This is a genomic window from Shewanella sp. POL2 (genome assembly GCF_000282755.1).
GTDB lineage: Bacteria > Pseudomonadota > Gammaproteobacteria > Enterobacterales > Shewanellaceae > Shewanella > Shewanella xiamenensis.
In genome coordinates, this window is record NZ_AKZL01000020.1 from 19,372 (window position 1) to 44,127 (window position 24,756).

The following is a 24,756-nucleotide window of genomic DNA, read 5'->3' on the forward strand; positions in this document are numbered from 1 at the left end:
CTTTCAGCTTATGTTCATATTCACGCGCCTATGATGCCAATAACATCCGCAAATAGGATTATTGGAGCGAACCATGAACAGATTATATCGATGGAAATGGCTAGTGTTATCGGCGGCTTTAGTTGCTCTGCCTTTCACCGCGCCGACGCAAGCTGCGGGCGTATCCGTTAGCCAAGGTTCAAGTGCTTCACTGAGCCAAGCCGAACTCGAGCAGATGCTTGCGCCCATTGCCCTCTATCCCGATAGTTTGTTGAGCCATATTTTGATCGCCTCAACCTATCCACTCGAAGTAGTACAAGCGCAACGTTGGTTGGAAGATCATCCTAAGTTGTCGACTGATCAAGTTATGTCTCGCACCGAAGACAAGGACTGGGACCCGAGTGTTAAAGCACTCATGGCTTTCCCCAATGTCTTACAGAAAATGAGCGAAGATTTGGATTGGACCCAAAGGCTTGGCGAAACCTTCTTGGCCGATGAGGCGCAAGTGATGGACGGTATTCAATCACTCAGACAACAGGCGGATAAAGCCAACAGTTTAGCCAATATGGAGAATATGGCGGTAACTCGCGCCAATAACCAGATCATCATCGAGCCTGTACGCCGCGAAGTAGTGTATGTGCCCTATTATGACCCCCGCGTAGTTTACGGTACTTGGCGTTGGGGCGTGGCCTATCCGCCAGTATATTGGGAGTTTGGCGGCTATGTTGGCTACCCTTACCGCCCAAGCCATAGCTACTTTTACTGGTCGCCTGGGATCCATATTTCCTTTAACTACTTCTTTAGCTCATTTCATTGGCATCGCCATAAAGTCGTCGTGATAGATCACCATCACTCCCACCATTATCGTCCACGGGAAAGATACTCGGTCAGCCATGGCGCTCAACCTTGGAAGCATAAACCCGAGCACAGACGTGGCGTGGTTTACCATAATCCCGTGGTAAAAGAACGCTACTACGCTGACAGCAAGTTCCGTGGCCGCGACTCCCACTCCAGTGGCAGCAGCCAGCACTTTACCAGCCAGTACTCGAAATCAAGGGAACACCAAGACACACGTTATAACCGAGACAGCAAGGGCTATGATAAAAGCCATGATAAGGATAGAGGCAATAACTTAAGCCGCGACAATAACTATAGCCGCGAGCGGGCGCCCAGCTTTCAAAATACCCAAGCCGAGTTAAAAGAGCGCCGCGTGGCACCGACGAACTCGGCGCAAACCAAAAGGGAAGGTTACCAAAAAGAGCGTAACGACAATGTCCGCAATGATAATCAGGTAAGGCAAATGCAGGCTAAGGCATCGCGGGAACAAGCTAAGGATATCTCACAAAGGCAGTACCAGAGTCGAGACCAGCAGCCGCGTAACGTCGAGACTCGCTCTCAGCCACAAAGACAGGAAGCTCGCCCCGAGGTAAGACGCGCCGAACCGCAACGTATCGAGCAGCCCCGTCAAGCACAGCCAAGACAACGGGAAGAGACGAGAGTAAGGCAGAGCGAACCCCGCCAAAATATGCAAGCATCACGCAGTGTGGAGCGTAATCAAGGCCGCTCAACTCAGAGCCAAGAACGTCGCCAGCGGGAATAAGCAAAGATCAAATATAACAAAAGAGCGCGAAGATTCGCGCTCTTTTTGATAACTCAGTCGTTAAAACTTTAGGGTCAAGGACTGGCCTTCTCCCATACCTTGCCACTCGATGGTAAGCTCCATTATCTCATTGATAATATGTTCAAAGTCAGATTGTGAAATCTCTGGGATAGCTAGCTTTCGGTTACTACAGGCCTGCTCGAGTAAATAGATAAATCCTGCATAGCTAGGCGTATCAGCAGACCATAGCAGAGATTGCAATGCTTCGACGATCGATTCGGTTTGCCAAATGTCAGTTTTATCAGCAACCGCTAAAGAAGCTTCGTTATGCTCAAGGGTGAAATTGATATCGGCACCAGCACGTATTTGCGCGAAAAAAGCCCCTTGAATCCGCAGGCGTTTTTCAACGACGTAGTGAATCATATCGTGGGGAGCAATCCCCTGCTCAGGCATCTGAGTTTGTGTGGCACTACCATCCATGCGAACACAACGTAATTGAGCGTAACGGGTCGAACCTTTAGTGAAGATAACTTGCATAGCGCTGTCCTTAATGTATCCATGTCCTATCGCCAGACTGACTCAAGTATAGTGCTAAATGGATAAAAAACGGCCTAAAAATTGCGTTCAATAAAACGCAAACAATCATCTGCAGATAAGGGTTTACTGAAATAATATCCCTGCACCAGATCGCAACCCATACTCGAGAGTAATACCAGTTGGGCCTCGTTCTCGACTCCTTCAGCCACCACGGTTAACCCTAACTCATGGGACATCGAAATCGTGGCCGCGCTGATTGCCGCATCGTTTGGATCATTTTCAATATCCTTGACAAAGGAACGGTCGAGCTTAAGCCGATCTAAGGGCAGCAACTTCAAGTACGAGAGTGACGAATAGCCGGTGCCAAAATCATCAATAGCCAATTCAATCCCATATTGACGCAACTCGGCCAGCAACTTGGCATTTTGCTCAGGATACTGCATGGCGACACTTTCAGTGATCTCAAGCTCCAATGCTCCCTTGCCAAGATCATATTGAGCTAACACATTGATAATATCAGCAACTATGGTCTCTTTACGCAGTTGATGCGCCGATAGATTAACCGCCATTCGCAAGTCTTTCGCGCCCTTTTTACGCCACTGCGCCAGTTGTGCGAGTGCTTGCTCTAATACCCATTGGCCGATGGGGATAATCATGTCGATCTCCTCGGCAATAGGAATAAAGCGATCGGGAGCAACCAATCCCAATTCAGGATGCTGCCAGCGGATCAACGCCTCAACACTCACCATTTGTCCGGTGTTGATATCGATCTGCGGCTGATAATGCAGCAGTAACTCATCACGGGCAATGGCTTGCCTGAGCCCAGTTTCAATTTGCTGGCGCTCAGTCACTAAGGTATTCATTGCAGCGGTGAAAAACTGATAGTTGTTTCGCCCCGCCGCCTTGGCGCGGTACATGGCCATATCGGCATTTTTCATTAACGCTTCAACGCTATCACCATCGGTTGGGAATAGGCTGATGCCTATGCTAGGTGATGAATGTAGGGGCTTGTTATCTATGATGTAGACTTGATTCAGACCGCTGCGCAAGGCTTCCGCCACCTTAGCGACGCTATCGTGATCCGTATCAGACAACACCACGACAAATTCATCACCGCCTAAGCGCGCGACGATATCGTCACTGCTTACAATACTCTTTAAGCGCCGCGCCACTTCGAGCAACAACATATCGCCGACATGATGTCCCAGGGTGTCATTAATATTTTTGAAATGATCCATATCGATAAACATTACGGCAATCTGGGTTTGGCTGACAAAAGCCTCCTGAAAAACCATCTCCAAACGCGATTGCAGACTCAAACGATTCGGTAGCAAAGTTAAGGAATCATGATGCGCTAAGAAGTGAATGCGCTCCTCATTCACCTTGCGTTCGCTGATATCGGTAAAACTGCCGATGTAATGGCTGATTGCCCCAGTTTCGTCGCGCACCACAGACATCATCAGCCATTTCGGGAAATCATAGCCATCTTTGTGGCGATCCCACACTTCTCCTTGCCAAAACCCCGTTTGCTCAAGCGCGGCTCGCACTTGAGCATCAATGTTTTTATCGGTTCGAGCGGCTTCAATAAAACGACAGTTTTTACCTATGATTTCATCCCTTGAGTAACCAGTAATTTGGCTAAAGGCGCTATTAACATCCACGATGACATCATTGGCATCGATAATAGTGATACCTTCCCCACTTTGCTGGAATACCTGTGCCAGCAAGTTAACTCGGGCAATAGTTCGCTCTTGCGCGGTAATATCTTCCACAATAAACAGGATAAGCGGCTCACCATTAGCTGCGGCCACTAAGGAGCCATTCAGTCTGACGGCGACTAGCTGTCCATCTTTATGCCGATAGTGCTTCTGATAAGGACCATAACGGCGTGTTTGCTTGAGGCGTTCGAGCTGCTCAGCCTCAGTCACTTGGTAACGAATCGGGGTAAGATCCCAAGGATCAAGCGCCTGAAGCTACTCTAGTGTGTAGCCCGTAATTTCAGTAAATGCTTGGTTAATGGCGACAAAGTGCCCATCCTCAAGACGTTTTAACACATGGCCAACGGGTGCCTTATCGAATAGGTTACGGTATTTTTCTTCGCTCTCGACGAGGGTGGCTTGAAATGCTTGGTTACGCGCAATCTCCTTCGAAAGTGCCATAGTTTTTTCTGCCACTTTATCCTCAATCCGATGACGCTCACCGGAAGAGATTAATGTCACACCACTCACAACGGCACAGGTGATAAAGGCTAAAAGTAATAGCAACAGTGACAGACTGTAAGATTCACCCATCAGTTGAGCATACGACTCGTAAATCACAATATGCCATTGCCTATCGGCAAGCGTTAAGTGGGCCTGATAGTATTGGCCTGTTTTATCGCTATGTAACTTACCAGAAAAGGTAGGAAATTCTTTCTGACTATTCGCATAGAGCAAGGCTCCATCAGCACTCATATCCGTTAGCCGCCAATGCAAACCTTTTACCTGTTCGACTTTATTGATGATGCTTTGGATATCGATCACCGCCGAACAAAATCCTTTAATGTTACCAACGCGATCGAAAGAAGGCACCAATAGTAGCGTGCCTCCAAGGCCATGAGGATCTTCAGCTAATTGGATTTTGCCTGTGATGACCGGCGCAAGCGTTGATCTCCCTTTTGCTATGGCTGCCGCCCTCGCAGACTCGCTGTTGAGATCTAATCCAAGTACGGCGCGACTGCTATACATAGGTTGCACATACTTAACAGGCACAAGCCAGCCGTCGGCGTTTGGTTTGCCCCCCTCTAAATATTTGATATTGAAAGGTCGCCCCAGCTCAGCTGTGGTTGCAGACTCAAAACTCTGTTTATCGCTCGCCGCAATCAATGGTGACCAAGCCCAAGCCTTAAAGCCATCTAATTGGAGTCGATTACGTTTACCGAACTGAATAAATTCATCTTCCGTGACTATTTCACTGTTATCAAACAGGCTGGCAAGGGCAACTAATTGTTGTAGATTGGTTCCCTGAAAAGTTTCCACACTACTGATAATCGCATTGGATTGAATTTGAAACTTATCCTGCAGTTGCTGCCGCTGGTTCATATCTGCGTAATAATAAATCCCCACGCAAAGTAAAAAACCAATCACCAAAGGTAGTCCTGTTTGAATCCGCCTTGAGCGCCAAATGGGTCGCCTATCAAACACTAATATGGTTAGCGGGATAAAAATGACCGCTCCAAGGAAATCGCCCATCCACCAATTGAGCATACTGGTAACGAGATCCGAACTTGGAATCATGCCGTAAACTGCAAGTGCAGCATTACCCAATAGAGAGGCAATAATACAACCAGCACTGAGACTAACCATTGATTTTATAACAGTTTCTGGTTTATCAAAGGTCAGTAAAGGATCGATGTATCGAATAATTCGAGCAGAAATAATGGTCTGTAGTAACGTGCCCAAGGCAATACTGACGGGCAACCAACCGAGATGTAGTTGCCCACCAATATTAATATTAATCAGCAATGCCCCTATAAAAACCCCAATCCAAGGCGCATATGCTTTCCATAAAAGACAAGCAGCGATTGCTATCCCTGCCGCGGGCCAAATTGCCGCAGAATATCCGGGAGGTAAGGCAATCATCAAACCCATTTTACCGACAATAAAGTAGGCTAAGGCTATGAATAAATTGACCTTAAAATAGTGCGCAAATGCGTTGATATTTAATCCCTTGTAGTAATTGGGTTGATAATCAGAATGGGCCCATAATGCCTTAATCTGCAAATCAATCTCAAGAGTAGTCAAACCGTTAGCTCATTGGGGGGTTGAAAGCCAAAGCGGTACCATGATGTAAAAATTATTTTTACGCTGTCTAACCAGTTAAACTGCCACAAAACACCCTAGGGTGATAGCTATGCTTTATTGTAGGATTCAGCATTGAATATCGGCAAGGCATCACTAAAATCAGAAAGTATAAACAACCAACTCGGCAAATAAGCGCGCTAAACGACTCACAGTGAAGCCAAGACATTTGCACATCTTCATCACAATTTCCACACAGAATGTGAGTGAAATCAGTTTATTTTTGGTTAAATATGTAACCATTGCGTTTAATTATGGTTTTAATTAAGGTTTTTTTAATGCAAAAGCCCTTTTGTGACCTAGATCTACTTTCAATCAATCCCCGCTTCTTGTTATCCTCCCGCCCGCACAAAAAAGTTGCAGCTTGAATTTTTATTCAGCCAACAATTCTTCTCGCTCAACGCCGGACCTGTTAATTGAAATTCGCACTCAGCCCATTTTGCGCTGAAGGATTGAATCTCGTTGCGAGGTTCTCCCACTTCAGTATGACAAACTTAGCCCTGCTTTTTGGGTTACTGTTTGTGCTGCCCGCAGCTGACTTAGTGTCAGTGATGGTCGGCGGCTGCATCGATATTGGCGAATTAATCACCCTGAGCGATGGATTTTTAATCGAGTTTTTCGGCGCCACGCTGCTGAGCATTTTGCTGCTCAATCCCCAGATTATTAAGCAATTGTGGAATTTGTTCGACAATGGCTTCAAGTTTTTCAACAGCTTAGATTTAACTAATGCTGCCCTGTTTTTAGCACCCCCAAGGCTAAAATCCCTCGAGCACCTTGCGCACGGTTGTCGCGCCCCACCATTGTAACTCTCTGTTTTAAAATTCAAATTTAGCATTAAGCGCTGAAAGTCGATCTTCAATCTCGTATTGAGGTGGCAGGCATTTTTGTGCCACGCTCGAGCCACTTTCGGATTTGCCTTCGGATAACGCCGCTCAATGCTACTGCCAATCTCTCTGGGCAGAGTTGTAAACCTTAGGGTTAGAGGAATCTTCCTTTGTTAATTCGAAATTTAAGTAAAGTAGCATTCGCGGCGCTTGCCCTGATGCTCGCAGGCTGTGATGGCGGCGTATTGGATCCCAAGGGCCAGATCGGTGCCGATGAAAAGCACCTGATCATCATCGCTACCCTACTCATGCTGATTGTGGTTATCCCCGTGATCTTTATGACCTTGTTCTTCGCATGGAAATACCGTGATGGCCGAGATCAGGAGGTTTACGCCCCTAAATGGTCCCATTCAAGCGCGATTGAAACCGTGGTTTGGATTGTGCCGATAGTAATCGTCGTGATTCTAGGGGTGATTACCTGGGGCTCGACCCATGATCTCGACCCTTACAAACCACTCGAACACCAGGCCAAGCCGATTACGGTTGAAGTGGTTTCTATGGACTGGAAATGGTTGTTTATCTATCCAGAACAAGGTGTTGCATCGGTAAACGAACTGGCTTTCCCAGCGAACGTACCGGTGAACTTTAAGATCACCTCTGATACCGCCATGAACTCTTTCTTTATCCCGCAGTTAGGTAGCCAAATCTACTCAATGGCTGGGATGACGACTAAGTTGCACCTGATTGCCAACGAACCCGGCAGCTATGACGGTATTTCCGCTAACTATAGCGGCGCAGGTTTTGCGGGCATGAAGTTTAAAGCCATTGCCACGCCAACGGCGGCCGACTTCGATGCTTGGGTAGCCAAGGCCAAACAACAGGCGACTAAGACCTTAGACTCTGCGACTTACCAAGCCTTAGCACAGAAGAGTGAAAACAATCCTGTTGAATACTTTGGCTCAGTGAGTCACGGCATGTTCGATCAAATCGTTATGCAATACATGCACATGGACTCAAACGAGCACATGGCAGGCCATGAAGGTATGGAACACATGAGTGCCGACCACAATATGGCTGGCATGCACCACGATATGGCACATATGGCGAGCGAACAGAAGATGGCCGACATGGAAAGCTCAACCCATTCTGACACTTCATCAACAGAACACTCATCCACTCACCCAGTGGAGGCGGAGTAATCATGTCTTTTCTCGGTAAATTAAGCGTAGATGCGATCCCGTATCATGAGCCTATCATCATGGTGACCCTTGCGGTTGTTGCCGTGATAGGCCTGTACGTCGCAGCCTTGATCACTAAACACAAAAAATGGGGCGTGCTTTGGCACGACTGGTTAACCTCGGTTGACCATAAACGCCTCGGTATCATGTACATAGTGCTTGCCTTCATCATGCTGATCCGCGGTTTCTCCGACGCCATCATGATGCGTACCCAACAGGCACTGGCCACCAATGGCGCAGCAGGTTATCTGCCGCCAGAACATTACGACCAAATCTTCACTGCCCACGGCGTGATCATGATTATCTTTATGGCGATGCCATTTATGATCGGTCTAATGAACTTAGTGCTGCCACTGCAAATCGGTGCCCGCGACGTTGCCTTCCCCTTCTTGAATAACCTCAGCTTCTGGTTAACCGCGTCTGGTGCCGTGCTGATCAATATTTCATTAGGTTTAGGTGAATTCGCCCGTACCGGTTGGGTAGCTTACCCGCCATTGTCTGAACTGGCTTACAGTCCGGGCGTTGGGGTCGACTACTATATCTGGGCACTGCAGATTTCGGGGATAGGGACAACCTTAACCGGGGTCAACTTTATCGCGACTGTGCTTAAGATGCGGGCTCCAGGCATGAAGCTGATGCAAATGCCCATCTTCACTTGGACTTGTACTTGGGCCAACATCCTGATCGTGGCGTCGTTCCCGATCCTGACCGCGGTTTTAGCGCTGTTAACACTCGATCGCTACATGGGTTTCCACTTCTTCACCAATGATGGTGGTGGTAACGCCATGATGTATATCAACCTGTTCTGGGCTTGGGGTCACCCTGAAGTGTACATCCTGATTTTACCTGCGTTCGGTATCTTCTCGGATGTGATTTCAACCTTTACCTCTAAGCGTCTGTTCGGCTATTCCTCCATGGTATGGGCCAGTGGCGCGATTTCGATCCTCGGTTTTATCGTGTGGTTACACCACTTCTTTACTATGGGCTCGAGCGCCAACGTCAACGCCTTCTTCGGCGTGATGACCATGGTGATTGCGGTCCCGACTGGGGTAAAACTGTTTAACTGGTTGTTCACCATTTACCGCGGTCGCCTGCGCTTAACTGTGCCAGTGCTGTGGACCTTAGGCTTTATGGTGACTTTCACCATTGGTGGTATGACGGGCGTACTATTAGCCGTACCTGGTGCCGACTACGTACTGCACAATAGCTTGTTCCTGATCGCTCACTTCCATAACACCATTATTGGTGGTGCCGTGTTCGGTTACTTAGCTGGTTTTGCTTACTGGTTCCCGAAAGCGACGGGTTTCCACTTAAATGAGCGTTTAGGTAAAGCGTCATTCTGGTGCTGGCAGATTGGTTTCTATGTGGCCTTTATGCCGCTGTATGTACTCGGTTTTATGGGTATGACTCGCCGTATCAACCACATTGATAACCCAGCATGGAACCTGTGGATCTATATCGCTGCCGTGGGTGCTTGCATCATCATGGTCGGTATCATTCTGCAATTCGTGCAACTGTACGTGAGTATCCGTGACCGCGACCAAAACCGTGATACCACGGGCGACCCATGGAATGGCCACACGCTGGAATGGTCAACCGCATCACCACCACAGTTCTACAACTTTGCTAAGTTGCCACAAGTGTCTGATATCGATGCCTTTACCGATGCCAAAGAAAAAGGCACCGCCTATCAACGCCAAAAACACTATCAGCCAATCCATATGCCGAAGAATACCCCAAGCGGTATCTTAATGGCGCTGGGTATTACCGCCGCGGGCTTTGCTGCGATTTGGCACATTCTGTGGCTCGCGATTGTGGGCATGGTGGGCGCGTTTATCGTGTTCTTATTCCGTGCTTATAACAACGATGTCGACTATTACGTTCAACCCGATGAAGTGGCACGCATTGAAAATGCTCACTTAAACAATGTAGTAAGGGGCTGATATGAGTGTTGCAATCCCAGCTGATTTAGACGTTGCTCACGCCGAGGAGCACCACGAGCACCATGATACGGGTGGCAACACCCTATTTGGTTTTTGGCTCTACCTGATGACCGACTGCATCCTGTTTGCATCGGTATTCGCCACCTACGCCGTGCTCTATATGAACACCGACGGCGGTGTCTCGGGTAAAGACATTTTCGAACTGGACTTTGTGCTGATCGAAACCGCAGCCCTGCTGCTCAGTAGTATTACCTATGGCTTTGCCTTGATTTTCGCTAAACGTCACAACAGGTTGGCGACCCTCACTTGGTTAGCCATTACCTTTGCACTGGGCTGTGTGTTTATCGGCATGGAAGTCTATGAGTTCCATCACCTGATCGAACATGGCAACGGCCCACAACGCAGCGCCTTCCTGTCATCTTTCTTCACCTTAGTGGGTATGCACGGCTTGCACGTGACCGCAGGGTTAATTTGGATGGCGATCATGATGATTGAAGTCGCCAAAACTGGCTTAGGTAACCGTAGCATCACTCGCTTAAGCTGCTTAAGCTTGTTCTGGCATTTCCTCGACATCGTGTGGATTTGCGTATTCACCGTTGTGTACTTATTGGGAGCACTGTAATGGGCGCACATACTCATTCGCATGATCATAGCCATGGCGCAGACGATCTGGCCGCCAGCATCAAGTCCTACTTAGTCGGTTTTGTGCTGTCAGTGGTGTTAACTGCCATCCCATTCTGGGCGGTAATGACCCATCACTTCGAGCAATCGACGACGCTTGCCATCGTCGTTGTCACGGCACTGGTGCAGATTTTGGTACACCTTAAGTACTTCCTGCACTTGGACTTCTCTAAGGAAGGCAAGGTCAACACCTTCTCCTTCCTATTTACCGCACTGATCATCGTGATGGTGGTTGGCTTATCGGTATGGATCATTCTCGAAGCTAACGCTTTGATGATGTAACGAGACACAGCAAATGAACACACAAGCTAGATTGACATCGACGCAATGGAAAGCACGCTTCAAAGGGTATGTACAGGTAACTAAGCCTGGCATCATTTTCGGGAATCTGATTTCCGTTGCTGGCGGCTTCCTATTGGCCGCTAAGGGCGATGTGGATCTGGTCTTGATGCTGGCAAGCTTAGTGGGATTATCCTTAGTCGTCGCCTCAGGCTGTGCGATTAATAACTGTATTGACCGTGACATTGACGCCAAAATGCAGCGCACCTGCAAACGCGTCACCGTCACGGGCGAAATCCCCCTAAGCCATGTCTTGCTGTTTGGCATCGCCTTAGGCGTGCTTGGATTTGGCATCTTAGCCTTGTTCACCAATGCTTTAGCTCTGCTGTTTGCCGCTATTGGCTATGTCGTTTATGTCGGGATTTATAGCCTCTATATGAAGCGAAACTCGGTTTACGGCACCTTAGTCGGCAGCTTTTCGGGCGCAGTACCGCCCGTGGTGGGCTATTGCAGCGTGACAGGACAAATGGATATGGGCGCAGTGATTTTATTACTGATGTTCAGTCTCTGGCAGATGCCACACTCCTACGCCATCGCGATTTTCCGCTTTAATGACTATGCAGCCGCGAAGATCCCCGTGCTGCCCGTCGCCGAAGGGATGGCCAAGGCGAAACACCATATAGTGCTCTATATCGCAGTGTTCGCCTTGGTCAGCACCATGCTGCCACTCGCAGGTTACACCGGCACCGCCTTTATGGCCGTGACCTGTGCCACCAGCCTCTGGTGGCTAACTATGGCCCTCAAAGGTTATCGTCAAGATGTGGATATGCCACGTTGGGCCAGACAAGTGTTTGGTTTTTCAATTATTACCATCACAGCACTCAGTGTAACCATGGCGCTGGATTTTCAAGCGGTCAGTCAAACCCCACTGTTTACCTTAGTGCGATAAACATAACCTTTATTCAAAAACAAAAGCGCTAACCTAGGTTAGCGCTTTTTTATTGCCTTAATCCTCAATAACTAAGGGACAAGAGAGCGTTAAAAATGGATGGCGAGCACTACTTCATTGCCGATTTTATATATACATCGAAGCGGTTTTTCTTAGTTTCGATAACCATACTGGGCTTAACGCCGGCGAGGTCTTCGGCATAATCGGGGCGCTTCACCACAACACGCTTACTGGCTAGGGCCATGGCGGGGGCGAGCAAACCATCGGCGTCGAGGTCTGCACCAACTAAGGTTTGGAAGACCCGCATTTCCTTTTTAACCAAGGCCGATTTGTCACGGTGGGGGTACATAGGGTCGAGGTAGACGACATCAACTTCTTGCTCCAATTTTGCGAGTGCTTCGAGGCTGGAACCATGGAAAAGCTGCATACGTTCACGCATCCAGTCGCCGATTTCGGCATCTTGATAGGCGCGGCGTAGACCGTCTTCTAATAATGCGGCCACCACAGGATGGCGCTCTACCATAGTCACAGTGCAGCCTAAACTTGCCAGCACAAAGGCATCGCGGCCGAGGCCCGCAGTACCATCGACCACTTTTGGCGTAACGCCCTGCTTTAACCCAACAGCCTTGGCAATCGACTGACCACGACCGCCACCAAACTTGCGTCTATGGGCAACCGCGCCGGTCACAAAATCCACCACTATGCCATCGAGCTTAGGCTCATCACGCTTATGTAGCGTCAAGGTGTCTGATTCAAAACGCAACTCAAATGGCGCATCGACATCAAAAACCAGTTGCCAGCGGGCACAAATGTCCACAAGTGTTGGAAATTGCTGATTAAAAAAGACTGGAATAGGCAAAGGGATCACTGTTTAACGGGTAGAAATTGCGGCCATTATGCCAAAGAACCGCCTTGATGAACATGCAAGCAAATCACCTTGTTTGCGAGTATTAAGTTGTTGGTCAATTTGTCTAACTGCTCCTATAAAAACTCAAACATCAATCACAATGTAATTGACTGATTTATAATGGAAGAAATCTATTTATGTAACAAATTAGCGATTTATGTTATATGTCTTATTCCCAGTCAACCTTAGCGACTTCCGTATGGAATAAGGACATTTTTTGCTTAACTGGCTGAAAGGTTTTTTGTTTATCAGAGAGCAAGACTTTTTAAACCCTGATAGAACCATATTAAAAACCAGTTTATTGCGGATTATTTTGCTAAGTGGTGCAGTATTGACCACCAGCATAGTGCTGCACAGTTCATTGATTGCATATGAACTCAACCTCAGTTTTATTATTGGCATCACGGTCAGTTTTTTAACTGTGCTATTTCTTGCGCTATGGTTTACCCGTCGATGTTTACTGGCGAGTTCAATCAGCTTGCTGGTCATGGTGGTTGCAGCCTGTTTGTCTATCTTGTTGTTTGTACCTAATTTCAATTTGTCGCAGGCGGGTATTACTTTTCTGTATACGCTGCCGCTGATGGCGCTTTTTCTGTTTGGCAGAAAAGTCGCCTGCTGGATGATGTGCTTCAATGTGTTGCCTTTTTTATTATTGCTGCGTAACCAAAACCTCCCGCCCCTTGTCGATGTGGATATTAGCCTGCCCGCAACTCACGCCTATCTAAACGGGTTACTGTTTATGTTTTTTAATATCTGTATCCCCTTATCGGCAATGCGGCTGTTAAAAACCCAAAAAATCCATGCACAGCAGATGATTAAGCATCAAAAGGCACTGCAACATACCTTAGATCAATATGCTGAGATTTTTGAGAATAATGGCACAGCGTCTTTCTTCTGTAATGAGGATGGGGTGATTCTCAACCTAAATAATGCGGCAAAGAACATTGCTACCGATATCACACTCAATAGCACTCGCCTATGTGACATTTTTGATTTAACTGAAGATGCCAGCGTCAATTTACTCGCCGCGTCATTTCAGACCCGTTTAAAAAACAACCAAAGCAATCGATATCTCCTGCAAAAAGCCTCATTGGAGCACCACGATACCTTGTTATTTCACTGTCACGATATCACGGCGCAAACCAATCATGCGCTTGAATTAAGTCGACTTAAAAAGCACCATATCAGCACTCATTATTATGATTTAGTCACGGGTTTACCCAACGAGAACCATTGGTATAACCCCGCTCCAAGCGCGACTCATCAAGCAATGACCGTCGCCTTAGTTAAGATAGATAATCTCAGCCAAATCAATGCCGCATTTGGGATCAGCGTTGGTGATGCAATCCTAAAAGCCTTTGCCATAGAACTGAAAGAACGTGTCGGCCATCAGGCCAAAATATACCGCTTTAGGGGCGCATCCTTTGCCCTAGAATTCACCGAACTACCGTTAATCTCCCCAGAGACGCTTGCACAACAATTACGGCAACGCATACCAACCAGTTTAAAACTGAAGCAAGAACAGCAGATTGAATATCATCTCGAATGTCGAATAGGTTGCTGTTCAGGTAATAAGTCCGCGCCGCAGCAAGCCGCCGAGCAATGCTTAATTGCCATCAAACAAACCACCCAAGCTAACCCTGTCATGGTGTATTACGTTGGTTTGATTAACAATTTGCTTGAGGCCTCCTCGCAAGAAAGTAAAATCCGCGATGCGTTAAAACACAACCGTCTTGAAATGTGGTTACAGCCTAAAGTGATGGCTGATGGCCATATCATTAGCTTTGAAGCGCTCGCCAGAATGTTCGATAAAGACGGCAGCATGATCATGCCAAGCACCTTTATCCCCATTATAGAGTCGTCACAATTACAGGCGATTTTTGCGATGAAAGTGCTTAGACAGTTACTCCAACTGATCCGCTCTTGGCCAAAAAATGTCCCTATGGTCAGGATAGCTTTCAACTTGTCAGGGCAAGATATACTGTCGGATCGCTTCTTTAAAGTCTTGATCCAAACCTATATGAATCATCCTGAACTCATCCCATTATTAGAAATTGAAATTACAGAAACTTCAGTATTTTCAACATATAAAGAAACTGGCAGACGTTTAAACACTCTTGCTCGTATGGGCGTATCCATTGCGATTGACGATTTTGGCACTGGCCATGCGTCACTAAGCCAGTTAATCGATATCAGTACCGACACCATTAAGATCGACCGTTACTTTGTGAGTCAGCTAGGTATTAGCGAGCGCCATACTCAAATTGTCAACGCCGCAATTTTATTAGCTAAAAGTTTAAATCTGAATGTCATTGCAGAGGGGATCGAAACCGAAACGCAATTAATGCAACTGACCGCACTAGGGTGTGAACAGTTTCAAGGTTACTTATTTGGTAAACCCGCCCCCGCTGGGCTTTGGCTAAAAACCTTCCAGATGCAAACCCCTTCACATTGGCTCACCCATAAAAAACGGGCGAAGTGAGGCATTAATTTTACGCCATAGGGCATCCTAGGTATAATTGCTGACATGCATTTGCCTCCCTTTGCTTTGTTTGCAAATAACTAGGATCCCCCATGTTAAGTTACCGTCACGGTTATCACGCCGGCAATTATGCCGATGTGCTGAAACACGCTATGTTGCTGCAAACCTTGCAGTTAATGCATAAAAAAGACAAACCGCTCGTGTATATCGACACCCATGCGGGTGCAGGCGGTTATGCGTTAACGGATGAGTTTGCCCAAAAGACAGGTGAATATCTCGACGGGGTAGCAAAACTGTGGGACAAAACCGATCTGCCCAAATCCTTGCAAGATTATATAGATGCGGTGCGTCATTTTAATGAAGACAATCCAGAAGAACTGAACTTTTACCCAGGTTCGCCAGCCTTTATCGATATGGATCTTGGGCCAAAGGATCGTATGCTACTGCACGAGCTGCACGGTACCGATCATCTGCTACTGGATGAGTATTTCGAACAAGATAAGCAAGTTAAAGTGATTAAAGGCGATGGCTTAAAAGGGCTGATTGCCGCAGTACCGCCACTAGAGCGCCGCGCACTGGTACTTGTTGACCCCAGTTATGAGATTAAGACCGACTATCAAACAGTGGCCGACACGTTAATCAAGGCGCACAAACGCTTTGCCACGGGCGTATTTATGCTCTGGTATCCGGTAGTCAACCGCGCGCAAACAGAAGAAATGCTCTCCCGCTTAGCCACTAGCGGTATTAAGCGCCAACTACGTATCGAGCAAGCCATCAAGCCCGATTCTAACGAGTTTGGCATGACTGCCGCAGGACTATGGGTGATCAATCCACCTTGGCAACTGGATGAAATTGCTACCGAAATGCTCGATTACTTAGGTAAAACCCTCGGCCAAGCAGATGGTCATGTCAGCGTAAAATGGGAAGTTGGCGAATAAGCTCTGCCAGATTGGCTTCAACATTATGAGGCTGCAACATAGCGCAGCGGATACTTTACTTGTCCCGCTGCGTTTGTTGTTAAAGCAGAATATCGATAGTTACAGCGAACCTTATACCTTAGTGCTGCGGTAACGCTTGAGCAGAATTTGCACCCGTTCTACGTAGGCTTGGGTTTCTGGATAGGGCGGAATACCGTTGTACTGAGTCACAGTTGTAGGCCCCGCATTATAGGCCGCGCAGGCCAGCGCAATATCTCCATTGAACTGTTTTAGCATTTGCGCCAAATACTTACTGCCACCGAGAATATTCTCCTCTGGCAAAAAAGCATTAGTCACACCCATCTCTTTGGCGGTTTCGGGCATCAATTGCATTAACCCCATAGCCCCCGAGCGGGATATCGCTCTAGCATTAAATGCTGACTCAGCATGGATAACCGCACGGATAAGTGCAGGATCTAACCGATGTTTATGGGCCGCGCGGCTGATTAAACTCTCGTAATTACGGGTAAACAACCGAATACCACTCCAATCGATAGTCGAGTCTGGGCGACAAGCAAAGCAATCGTACAGTAGGATCTGGTAGTCGCTGCTCGATGGCGCTTTATCGGTAAAAACCGTTACGCCATTGGCCTGTTGATATTGATAAACCTTAAATTTTTCTTGGCCTTCCGCGCTGACGATGCCACTGTCAGAATAGCGCGCCACAATGCGCGGCTTAGTCGGTTTGACCTCTTCGGCGAACACGGTTGCAAAGCTCCCCCAAGTTAACAATAAGCCGAGCCCATATAGCGCAATCGACTTAAGGTAAGTAGGTGGTTGGTGCATTGCTATCATCAAAGTCCCGTGTATTCGTTTAGTTTAAGTATTTCAATAATAGCAAAGAGTTGCTTCATCTCACGGTTTAACTGGCTAAATTCTGTCGAAAAATTCGCAGTATCAAAGATAGAGCGCATTTGGAAACGACTCCTACGATTGGGCAAAAATAGGATCAGCCGGTTGCGAAAGAAGGCACATTGGATATCACCAGCAAAGACCTTTGCCAGTTGCTGTAATCGCTCCATAAAAGCGGTGTTGAGCAAATAACGTGATTCAATTTGATCTGTTGAAAACACATCAAACTCTTTTTCAAACAAGGGGTCTTCTAGTCGCACTCTTTGCAGCCCCGAATGACTGTCGGATAAGAAATTCGCTAATCCGCCACGATCCTTTAATACCACGGTATGGCCGATAAACTGCTTGTGACTACTGAGCTCGACCACAGTGCCGCGAAAACGGGTTTCAGTGCGGGTTACGGTTTTGCGTTTATTACCGTCCCACTCTTCCACTCGCACATCTTTGGTCAGGGTTAACTCATTGACGATTAGTTCTACGCCTTTGTATTGACCGTGAATATAGTCACCAAAACTCACCTTGTCGTAATGAGGTAAGACTTTTGCCGCCGAGAGCCGATTTATATCAAGGCGCATCTCGCGATTGTAGATAAAGTCTTCACCAAAATACTTAAACATGATGGGATAGATTTCTTGCTGCACTTGACGCGTAAACTGCCTTGTCGGGGTAAAACTCCAAAAACCTAATAACAGTAGTGCAATGATTGGTAGCGGAAACAACACCAGCCCACGGCTATGTCCCAATATCGTTAATAGTACGAGCCCTGCAACAATCACTAAACTGAGATACAAGCGTTGACGTGTTGCCTTAAGGCTCGCCACGCGCTTGGTTTCATAACGGGCAGCAAGCGGTGCAAGGTGGGAATCATAATACTGTTGCAGCGACTCCCTATCCGCAGGCTCTGCCGACAGTTTTACCGTCTGTCGCTGGGCCTTGATGGGACGACCCAAGATAAAGGTGAGTATATTCATTGAGATCGTTATTTTACGGGGGCATTTTGCCCCCGCAAATATTAAAGATTACAGATAATCTGCGGCGTCTATTGGTGCTTTAGATGCCTCACTGACTTCATAAAATGGCATCACTTTAATCTTAGCCATTGATGCAATAATCGACCCGGGAAAAATTTCAACGGCTGTATTTAACTCCGATACCGCTGAGTTATAGAAACGACGAGCCGCCGAAATATGTGCTTCGACCTCGTTATAGGTTTGCATGGCTTCAAGCATAGTGTTGTCGGACTTCAGCTCGGGATAGTTTTCAACATTAACCATCAAGGTAGCCATTTTGTCGTTTAATTGCTCGGCTTGTGCAATATGCTCTTTAACCGCATTGGGGTCAGTCTTGTTGTAATGACGGGTTAATTGCGTGCGTAGCTCAGTAATTTCAGTGAGCAATGACTTTTCATGATCCATAAATCGCTTGGCGATTTTGAGGATATTGGGCACGAGATCGGCGCGTTTAGCCAACTGCACATCGATCCCCGACAGAGCCTCAAGGGCGGTATTGCGTTTTTTGACTAGGCTGACATACCAAAGATAGGTCACGATAAAAATCAGCGCTAATCCCAGTAACAGTTTGTCCATCTTCCATCCTTAGTGTTTATTATTGTTTTTAATGGCTACAGCTAACCATAAATAAGCAAGAATTTCATCTAAAGCGTTAGCTAGTGCAATGAAATGTTATCTTTTACTGCACAGGTAAGAGCATCTGACCCAAGATTTTTTGTGACAAGATTAAACCCGAATTGATTGAAAACATTCAGCTTGGATACAGAAAAACTAAGCTATAGTTAATTTGCACAACGTTTAGAGCAACCTTTTTGCTCGTGAATACTGGACTCCCCGTGAGTCCATTTTTTTATCCAAAATCTGCCTACATACTGCTCTAGCCTCATTTAAGTTTTATTTAAAGCACAAGCATCATACTTTTAGGCCAATTTTTTCACTTTTACCTTAGCGTTAATCCAATCACTTGAGCGAGAGGCTCCTCAGCCAAGTCACGCCGCATCGATTCAGCTCACGGATAAAAAATGCGCTAGCAAAGGTCGACAGAGGCAAGGCATGAGTTTGAAATCCAATCATATTCCCATAAAGACACCGCCCCCACATGACATCAACTCAAGTGGCTGGTTTGTACGCTTTCTGAATATTGTCGAACGGTTAGGTAATTTATTGCCACATCCTATTACTCTGTTTGCTCTATTTTGTGTCGCCGTGATTCTGGTGTCTGGCATTGCTGGTTACTTTGAGTTAACGGTGGCCGATCCGCGCCCCGAGGGCGCCCACGGCCGAGGTGCCGATGGACTTATCCATGTGGTCAGCCTGATGAATGCCGAAGGCTTGCGGATGATAGTGTCCAACTTGGTCACTAACTTTACTGGTTTTACCCCCTTGGGCACGGTTCTGGTTGCCCTACTGGGTGTGGGTATCGCCGAGCGTTCAGGACTATTATCCGCCGCCATGCGTGCACTCGTCATGGGTGCATCTAAGCGTTTAGTGACAGTGACTATCGTGTTTGCGGGAATTATGTCAAACACCGCGGCAGAGCTAGGGTATGTGGTATTAATTCCCATGGCGGCGATGATTTTTCATTCCTTAGGCCGTCATCCGTTAGCAGGCTTAGCCGCTGCATTTGCAGGAGTATCAGGGGGATACAGCGCAAATCTATTGCTCGGTACTGTCGATCCACTGTTATCGGGCATAACTGAAGCGGCGGCGCGGATGATCGACCCCGACTACAACGTCGGCCCTGAAGTTAACTGGTACTTTATGTTTGTCTCGACCTTTGTGATCACTTTCCTCGGCGCCTTTGTAACCGAGAAAATTGTCGAGCCGAAACTGGGCAAGTATCAGGGCGATGATGCCGATGAAACCGTGCATCAATCCATGGGCAATATCACTGAGCTGGAAAAACGCGGCCTCAAGTGGGCGGGGTTATCTATGCTGGTGCTAGCGGTAATCCTTGCGCTATCAGTCGTGCCAGAGGGTGCACCACTGCGCGATCCTAAAACCGGTCTGGTTTCGGGCTCACCCTTCCTCAAGGGAATTGTCGCCTTTATCTTTATCTGTTTTGCGATCCCAGGTTTTGTCTACGGTAAAGTGGTAGGTAGTATTAATAACGATAAAGATGTTATCAATGCCATGTCGCACAGTATGAGTACAATGGGACTGTATATCGTACTGGTGTTCTTTGCGGCACAATTTGTGGCCTTCTTTAACTGGAGTAATCTCGGCGCCGTGTTAGCCGTGTTGGGCGCAGATGCCTTGCAATCCATAGGGTTAACTGGGCCAATCCTGTTCCTGTTTTTTATTATGCTGTGCGGTTTTATCAACCTAATGCTGGGCAGTGCTTCAGCACAGTGGGCTATTACCGCACCCATTTTTGTGCCCATGTTGATGTTGGTTGGCTATGCGCCCGAAACCATTCAAGCGGCCTACCGTATTGGGGATTCGGTAACTAACTTAATCACGCCAATGATGAGTTATTTCGGATTGATTTTAGCAGTGGCCTGTCGCTATCAAAAAAACCTCGGCATAGGCACACTGATCGCCACTATGCTGCCGTACACCTTAGTGTTTTTCGTTGGCTGGACGGCGTTTTTCTTTCTGTGGGTATTCGGTTTTGGTTTACCAGTAGGGCCAGGGGCAGCAACTTACTATACGCCTTAGGCACGAGTGATGCCTGAAGCACAAGTTTAACTTTCGCGAGGTTGATTAGGGCGTCGCAGCTAGTCTCGGCGCCTTTTTCATGGACAGGTTTAGCGGGCTAGTCGTACAACCATTCCATTAAAAAGCCACAAATCAGTAAGAAAACCCCAAAGTTAAACACCATCGTTTGTAATTTCGACTTAGGCGACTTATCGTCGGCTTGGATCATGACCTGACTTAACGGTGTAAAAAACATATTGGGTTCGAGTCCCATGCCGATAAAAAATACCGCTACGGCAACACTACGGATGAGCTCGGGGACGACAAGCTGCTCAAGATAAAACTCATAGGCGCCATAGGCCAAAATGCCAATAGCGATAGCATGGCAAATCATCGCTACGACAAGTTGCTTAGTGATAAGACTGCTCACCGATGACACGATTTTGCTCCTACGCCAGCGCTATGTATTGATTATGGACGATATTTGCCGCGCAGTTTATCTCTTCTGTGATTTAACTGCATCCATAGCGTCCAGCCAAATAGCACGCCACTCGCGGGATAAATATATAGTGCGACTTTCATTGCCTGCCAAAATGGCGTCTCAGCGGTGAAGTATTGAAACCCCGCCACCAAAAGTGACGTCACACTCCCCCAATACAATACGCCAATCACCAAGATGAAATACCACTTTCCCTTTGCGAGAGATGCCTCTAATTTGATTAATTGATCTTTACTGACTGCCGACATCACCAGCTCCCTTTTTATCTTGACTCATTTAATATGCCCGAATTGATTCAAGGTAGCTATCCATCCTTGTAACGATAATATTTTTCGCCCAACAAAAAGCCCTGTAAATACAGGGCTTTGATTAGAACGCTAGATTACTCCGCCGATGTTGGCTTTTCGTCTTTCGCTTTTCTCTCTCGTTTACTAAAGATCCGCTCAACAATAACGAAGAACAGTGGCACGAAGAAGATACCTAAGAACGTCGAACTCATCATACCGCCAAGTACACCAGTACCGATGGCATTCTGGCTACCTGAACCTACACCCGTACTAATGGCTAACGGCACAACCCCCAAACCAAATGCGAGCGATGTCATCAGAATCGGACGCAAACGCACACGTACAGCATGTAACGTCGCTTCAACCAGACCCGCCCCTTTCTCGTAGAACTCTTTCGCAAATTCCACAATTAAGATGGCGTTCTTGGTTGCCAAGCCAACGGTTGTCAGCAGACCTACTTGGAAGAACACGTCGTTTGGCAAGCCACGGCCATTCATCGCCAGCAGGGCACCGATAATACCTAGCGGAACCACTAGGATTACCGCAAACGGAACTGACCAGCTCTCATACAGTGCAGCCAATACGAGGAAAACCACCAGAATCGACAACGCATATAGCGCAGGCGCTTGGTTACCCGATAAACGCTCCTCATAGGATAAGCCGTTCCACTCGATGCCAAAGCCCGGTGGTAACTGTTTAACTAGGTCTTCCATAATATTCATGGCCGCACCAGTACTAAAGCCAGGTGCTGTTGCGCCTTGAATATTCACCGCAGGTAAACCGTTAAAACGTTCTAGACGTGGTGAGCCGTATTCCCAAGAACCTGTCGCAAAGGCTGAAAACGGCACCATATCGCCCTTGTTGTTACGCACATACCAAGTGTCTAGGTCTTCTGGCTGCATACGGTATTGAGCATCACCTTGCACAAATACCTTTTTAACACGGCCTCGGTCGATAAAGTCGTTAACATAAGAACCACCCCAAGCTGTTGCCAACACATTGTTAACGTTAGCAATCTCAACGCCTAATGCGCTCAACTTAGCATGATCAATGTGCAATTGATAAATTGGCGCATCTTCCTGACCATTAGGGCGAACCCCCACAAGGTTTGGATTTTGAGCTGCCATACCCAGCAATTGATTACGCGCCGCCACTAACTTATCGTGACCTTGGCCGTTTTTATCTTGCAGGTACATATCGAAACCATTGGCCGTACCCAACTCGATGACCGCTGGCGGTACGAAGGCGAATACGAAGGCTTCTTTCATTTGGCTGAATACACCCATAGCGCGGCCCGCAATGGATTGAACATCCATACCTGGCGCTTCACGCTCTGACCAATCCTTCAAGCCAACGAAGGCAATACCCATGTTCTGGCCTTGACCCGCAAAACTGAAGCCCGCCACGCTAAATACCGACCTTACGCCTTCTTCAGCCATAAAGTGATCAGAGACTTTCTCTAACACTTTCATGGTGCTTTCTTGGGTAGAGTTGGTTGGCAAAATTGCCTGCGTGAACAAGATACCTTGGTCTTCGTCTGGTAAGAATGCCGTTGGCATGCGCATGAAAATCCAGCCCACTGCCACCACTAATGCAGCGTAAATCATCATGACCCTGAAGCCACGCTTCACAATGCCAGCCACGCTCGATTCGTAACGGTTCGTTAAGCGATCGAAACCACGGTTAAACCAACCGAAGAAACCCGTTTCGATATGGCCATGACCCTTCTTCAACGGTTTGAGCATAGTCGCACAGAGTGCGGGGGTTAAAATCAAGGCCACCAGCACAGACAGCGCCATCGCAGAAACGATAGTGATCGAGAACTGACGGTAAATTACCCCAGTAGAACCCGACATAAACGCCATAGGTACGAATACCGCAGACAAGGTCAGACCGATACCGACTAACGCGCCAGTAATTTGATCCATCGACTTACGGGTCGCTTCGAGTGGACTTAAGCCCTCTTCGGCCATCACCCGCTCAACGTTTTCAACCACCACAATCGCGTCGTCCACGAGTAGACCAATCGCCAATACCATTGCAAACATGGTGAGGGTGTTGATGGAGAAGCCCGTTGCAGAGAGAATCGCAAAGGTACCCAGCAATACCACAGGTACTGCAATTGTTGGAATTAAAGTCGCACGGAAGTTCTGCAGGAAGAGATACATGATGACGAACACCAGTACGATCGCTTCAAGCAGAGTGTGGACTACGCCTTCAATCGATTTATCAACGAATGGTGTTGTATCGTAGGGGTAAACCACATCTAACCCAGCAGGGAAGAAGGGACGCAACTCTTCCACTTTAGCGCGAACCGCTGCCGCCGTATCTAAGGCGTTAGCACCGGTTGCCAGCTTAATCGCAATACCCGAGGCAGGTTTACCGTTATACAGAGACTCTACGGCATAACTTTCTGAACCCAACTCGACACGCGCCACATCACCCAAGAACACGTTCGCACCCGACGTATCGGATTTAAGAATAATCTTGCGGAATTGTTCTGGCGTTTGCAGACGGCTCTGTGCCGATACGGTCGCGTTTAGCTCTTGTCCTGGCAGTGATGGCGTACCACCGAGTTGACCGGCAGATACCTGTGCGTTTTGCGCGCGGATAGCACTCACCACATCTAAGCTAGTGAGGTTATATTGAGTCAGTTTCAGCGGGTCTAACCATATACGCATCGCGTACTGAGCACCGAAAATCTGAATTTCACCCACGCCCGGTACACGGCTCATAGGATCTTGGATGTTAGCGCCCACATAGTCGGCGATGTCACCCTTGTCCAAAGAACCGTCGGTCGATACGAAGCCCAATACCATCAGGAAGCCAGAGCTTGACTTGTTAACGTTAACCCCTTGAGATTGAACCTCTTGTGGTAACAAGGTCATTGCGCCCTGTAACTTGTTTTGTACCTGAACCTGCGCGATATCCGGATCGGCCTCAGCGTTAAAGGTTAAGGTAATCGATGCGTTACCAAAGCTATCACTGGTTGAAGCGATATAACGTAGGTGGTCGATACCCTTCATACGTTGCTCAATCACCTGAGTTACTGAGTCTTCAACGATTTTGGCCGATGCACCTGGATAGTTCGCACTGATCACTACTGTCGGTGGCGCAATACTGGGGTACTGCGAGACTGGCAGGGATCGGATCGATAAAATCCCCGCCAACATAATGATTAAGGCGATCACCCACGCAAAGATGGGACGATCAATAAAAAAACGTGCCATAGC

General features: G+C 47.5%; 18 protein-coding genes and 1 pseudogene. 10 read left to right on the forward strand and 9 right to left on the reverse strand.

Annotated features, from left to right (window positions below; translation table 11 throughout):
• The first annotated feature begins 73 nt into the window (after positions 1-73).
• The gene (locus SHEWPOL2_RS07355; RefSeq protein WP_037427408.1) at positions 74-1,579 is read left to right on the forward strand and encodes a DUF3300 domain-containing protein; all 1,506 of its coding nucleotides are present in this window, start codon (positions 74-76) and stop codon (positions 1,577-1,579) included.
• A gap of 60 nt (positions 1,580-1,639) precedes the next feature.
• On the opposite strand, the gene SHEWPOL2_RS07360 is transcribed toward SHEWPOL2_RS07355, so the two are convergent.
• Both SHEWPOL2_RS07360 and SHEWPOL2_RS07365 read right to left on the reverse strand, forming a co-directional pair.
• The gene (locus tag SHEWPOL2_RS07360; protein ID WP_037427409.1) at positions 1,640-2,116 is read right to left on the reverse strand and encodes a hypothetical protein; all 477 of its coding nucleotides are present in this window, start codon (positions 2,114-2,116) and stop codon (positions 1,640-1,642) included.
• A gap of 74 nt (positions 2,117-2,190) precedes the next feature.
• A pseudogene (locus SHEWPOL2_RS07365) lies at positions 2,191-5,877 on the reverse strand (EAL domain-containing protein).
• A gap of 563 nt (positions 5,878-6,440) precedes the next feature.
• Here SHEWPOL2_RS07365 and SHEWPOL2_RS07370 point away from each other — a divergent pair.
• The 6 genes from SHEWPOL2_RS07370 to cyoE all read left to right on the forward strand — a co-directional run bounded on the left by SHEWPOL2_RS07370 (position 6,441) and on the right by cyoE (position 11,869).
• Complete coding sequence (locus SHEWPOL2_RS07370) at positions 6,441-6,761, forward strand: hypothetical protein (protein WP_050991325.1); 321 nt, start codon at positions 6,441-6,443, stop codon at positions 6,759-6,761.
• A 188-nt stretch (positions 6,762-6,949) separates the two neighbouring features.
• Complete coding sequence (gene cyoA, locus SHEWPOL2_RS07375; RefSeq protein WP_037427412.1) at positions 6,950-7,978, forward strand: ubiquinol oxidase subunit II; 1,029 nt, start codon at positions 6,950-6,952, stop codon at positions 7,976-7,978.
• 2 nt (positions 7,979-7,980) lie between these two features.
• Entirely contained in the window at positions 7,981-9,960 is a 1,980-nt protein-coding gene (cyoB, locus tag SHEWPOL2_RS07380; protein WP_037427414.1) for a cytochrome o ubiquinol oxidase subunit I, read from the forward strand.
• 1 nt (position 9,961) lies between these two features.
• A complete protein-coding gene (gene cyoC, locus SHEWPOL2_RS07385) occupies positions 9,962-10,582 on the forward strand; it encodes a cytochrome o ubiquinol oxidase subunit III (protein WP_037427416.1) in 621 nt (206 codons plus the stop codon).
• Positions 10,582-10,923: a cytochrome o ubiquinol oxidase subunit IV gene (gene cyoD / locus SHEWPOL2_RS07390; protein WP_037427417.1), complete on the forward strand. Its 342-nt coding sequence runs from the start codon at positions 10,582-10,584 to the stop codon at positions 10,921-10,923. The genes cyoC and cyoD overlap by 1 nt, the downstream gene beginning before the upstream one ends.
• Before the next feature lie 13 nt (positions 10,924-10,936).
• The gene (gene cyoE / locus SHEWPOL2_RS07395) at positions 10,937-11,869 is read left to right on the forward strand and encodes a heme o synthase (protein ID WP_011718749.1); all 933 of its coding nucleotides are present in this window, start codon (positions 10,937-10,939) and stop codon (positions 11,867-11,869) included.
• A gap of 109 nt (positions 11,870-11,978) precedes the next feature.
• Here cyoE and SHEWPOL2_RS07400 read toward each other — a convergent pair whose 3' ends face one another.
• Complete coding sequence (locus SHEWPOL2_RS07400) at positions 11,979-12,728, reverse strand: class I SAM-dependent methyltransferase (protein ID WP_037423860.1); 750 nt, start codon at positions 12,726-12,728, stop codon at positions 11,979-11,981.
• A 265-nt stretch (positions 12,729-12,993) separates the two neighbouring features.
• Here SHEWPOL2_RS07400 and SHEWPOL2_RS07405 point away from each other — a divergent pair, with 265 nt between their 5' ends.
• Positions 12,994-15,258: a GGDEF domain-containing phosphodiesterase gene (locus tag SHEWPOL2_RS07405; protein ID WP_037427419.1), complete on the forward strand. Its 2,265-nt coding sequence runs from the start codon at positions 12,994-12,996 to the stop codon at positions 15,256-15,258.
• A gap of 92 nt (positions 15,259-15,350) precedes the next feature.
• The gene (gene rlmJ / locus SHEWPOL2_RS07410) at positions 15,351-16,196 is read left to right on the forward strand and encodes a 23S rRNA (adenine(2030)-N(6))-methyltransferase RlmJ (RefSeq protein WP_037423811.1); all 846 of its coding nucleotides are present in this window, start codon (positions 15,351-15,353) and stop codon (positions 16,194-16,196) included.
• Between the two features lie 111 nt (positions 16,197-16,307).
• On the opposite strand, the gene SHEWPOL2_RS07415 is transcribed toward rlmJ, so the two are convergent.
• Genes SHEWPOL2_RS07415 through SHEWPOL2_RS07425 form a run of 3 tightly spaced genes read right to left on the reverse strand, consistent with a single transcriptional unit; the run spans position 16,308 to position 18,673 of the window.
• A complete protein-coding gene (locus tag SHEWPOL2_RS07415) occupies positions 16,308-17,030 on the reverse strand; it encodes a lytic transglycosylase domain-containing protein (protein WP_037427420.1) in 723 nt (240 codons plus the stop codon).
• Positions 17,030-18,058 carry a DUF3137 domain-containing protein gene (locus tag SHEWPOL2_RS07420; protein ID WP_037427422.1) on the reverse strand — a complete coding sequence of 343 codons (1,029 nt, stop codon included), beginning with the start codon at positions 18,056-18,058 and terminating at the stop codon, positions 17,030-17,032. Before SHEWPOL2_RS07420 ends, SHEWPOL2_RS07415 begins: the two co-directional genes overlap by 1 nt.
• 48 nt (positions 18,059-18,106) lie before the next feature.
• On the reverse strand, positions 18,107-18,673 hold the full coding sequence (locus SHEWPOL2_RS07425; RefSeq protein WP_037423819.1) for a LemA family protein: 567 nt from the start codon (positions 18,671-18,673) through the stop codon (positions 18,107-18,109).
• A 477-nt stretch (positions 18,674-19,150) separates the two neighbouring features.
• Here SHEWPOL2_RS07425 and SHEWPOL2_RS07430 point away from each other — a divergent pair, with 477 nt between their 5' ends.
• The gene (locus SHEWPOL2_RS07430) at positions 19,151-20,758 is read left to right on the forward strand and encodes an AbgT family transporter (RefSeq protein WP_037427424.1); all 1,608 of its coding nucleotides are present in this window, start codon (positions 19,151-19,153) and stop codon (positions 20,756-20,758) included.
• Positions 20,759-20,855: 97 nt separating this feature from the next.
• Here the strand turns inward: SHEWPOL2_RS07430 and SHEWPOL2_RS07435 are convergent, their stop codons facing one another.
• The 3 genes from SHEWPOL2_RS07435 to SHEWPOL2_RS07445 all read right to left on the reverse strand — a co-directional run bounded on the left by SHEWPOL2_RS07435 (position 20,856) and on the right by SHEWPOL2_RS07445 (position 24,753).
• Positions 20,856-21,176 carry a hypothetical protein gene (locus SHEWPOL2_RS07435; RefSeq protein ID WP_083848315.1) on the reverse strand — a complete coding sequence of 107 codons (321 nt, stop codon included), beginning with the start codon at positions 21,174-21,176 and terminating at the stop codon, positions 20,856-20,858.
• A gap of 32 nt (positions 21,177-21,208) precedes the next feature.
• Complete coding sequence (locus SHEWPOL2_RS07440) at positions 21,209-21,484, reverse strand: hypothetical protein (protein WP_037427427.1); 276 nt, start codon at positions 21,482-21,484, stop codon at positions 21,209-21,211.
• 134 nt (positions 21,485-21,618) lie between these two features.
• Positions 21,619-24,753, reverse strand: a complete 3,135-nt coding sequence (locus SHEWPOL2_RS07445; protein ID WP_037423831.1) for an efflux RND transporter permease subunit — start codon at positions 24,751-24,753, stop codon at positions 21,619-21,621.
• Positions 24,754-24,756 lie beyond the last annotated feature (3 nt).

Coding starts and splice junctions, on each gene's coding strand:
- cyoE (WP_011718749.1), top strand. CDS start 10,937: ATGAACACACAAGCTAGATTGACATCGACGCAATGGAAAGCACGCTTC.
- SHEWPOL2_RS07370 (WP_050991325.1), top strand. CDS start 6,441: ATGACAAACTTAGCCCTGCTTTTTGGGTTACTGTTTGTGCTGCCCGCA.
- SHEWPOL2_RS07440 (WP_037427427.1), bottom strand. CDS start 21,484: ATGTCGGCAGTCAGTAAAGATCAATTAATCAAATTAGAGGCATCTCTC.
- SHEWPOL2_RS07430 (WP_037427424.1), top strand. CDS start 19,151: ATGAGTTTGAAATCCAATCATATTCCCATAAAGACACCGCCCCCACAT.
- SHEWPOL2_RS07360 (WP_037427409.1), bottom strand. CDS start 2,116: ATGCAAGTTATCTTCACTAAAGGTTCGACCCGTTACGCTCAATTACGT.
- cyoC (WP_037427416.1), top strand. CDS start 9,962: ATGAGTGTTGCAATCCCAGCTGATTTAGACGTTGCTCACGCCGAGGAG.
- SHEWPOL2_RS07445 (WP_037423831.1), bottom strand. CDS start 24,753: ATGGCACGTTTTTTTATTGATCGTCCCATCTTTGCGTGGGTGATCGCC.
- rlmJ (WP_037423811.1), top strand. CDS start 15,351: ATGTTAAGTTACCGTCACGGTTATCACGCCGGCAATTATGCCGATGTG.
- SHEWPOL2_RS07355 (WP_037427408.1), top strand. CDS start 74: ATGAACAGATTATATCGATGGAAATGGCTAGTGTTATCGGCGGCTTTA.
- SHEWPOL2_RS07425 (WP_037423819.1), bottom strand. CDS start 18,673: ATGGACAAACTGTTACTGGGATTAGCGCTGATTTTTATCGTGACCTAT.
- SHEWPOL2_RS07415 (WP_037427420.1), bottom strand. CDS start 17,030: ATGATAGCAATGCACCAACCACCTACTTACCTTAAGTCGATTGCGCTA.
- cyoD (WP_037427417.1), top strand. CDS start 10,582: ATGGGCGCACATACTCATTCGCATGATCATAGCCATGGCGCAGACGAT.
- SHEWPOL2_RS07420 (WP_037427422.1), bottom strand. CDS start 18,058: ATGAATATACTCACCTTTATCTTGGGTCGTCCCATCAAGGCCCAGCGA.
- cyoB (WP_037427414.1), top strand. CDS start 7,981: ATGTCTTTTCTCGGTAAATTAAGCGTAGATGCGATCCCGTATCATGAG.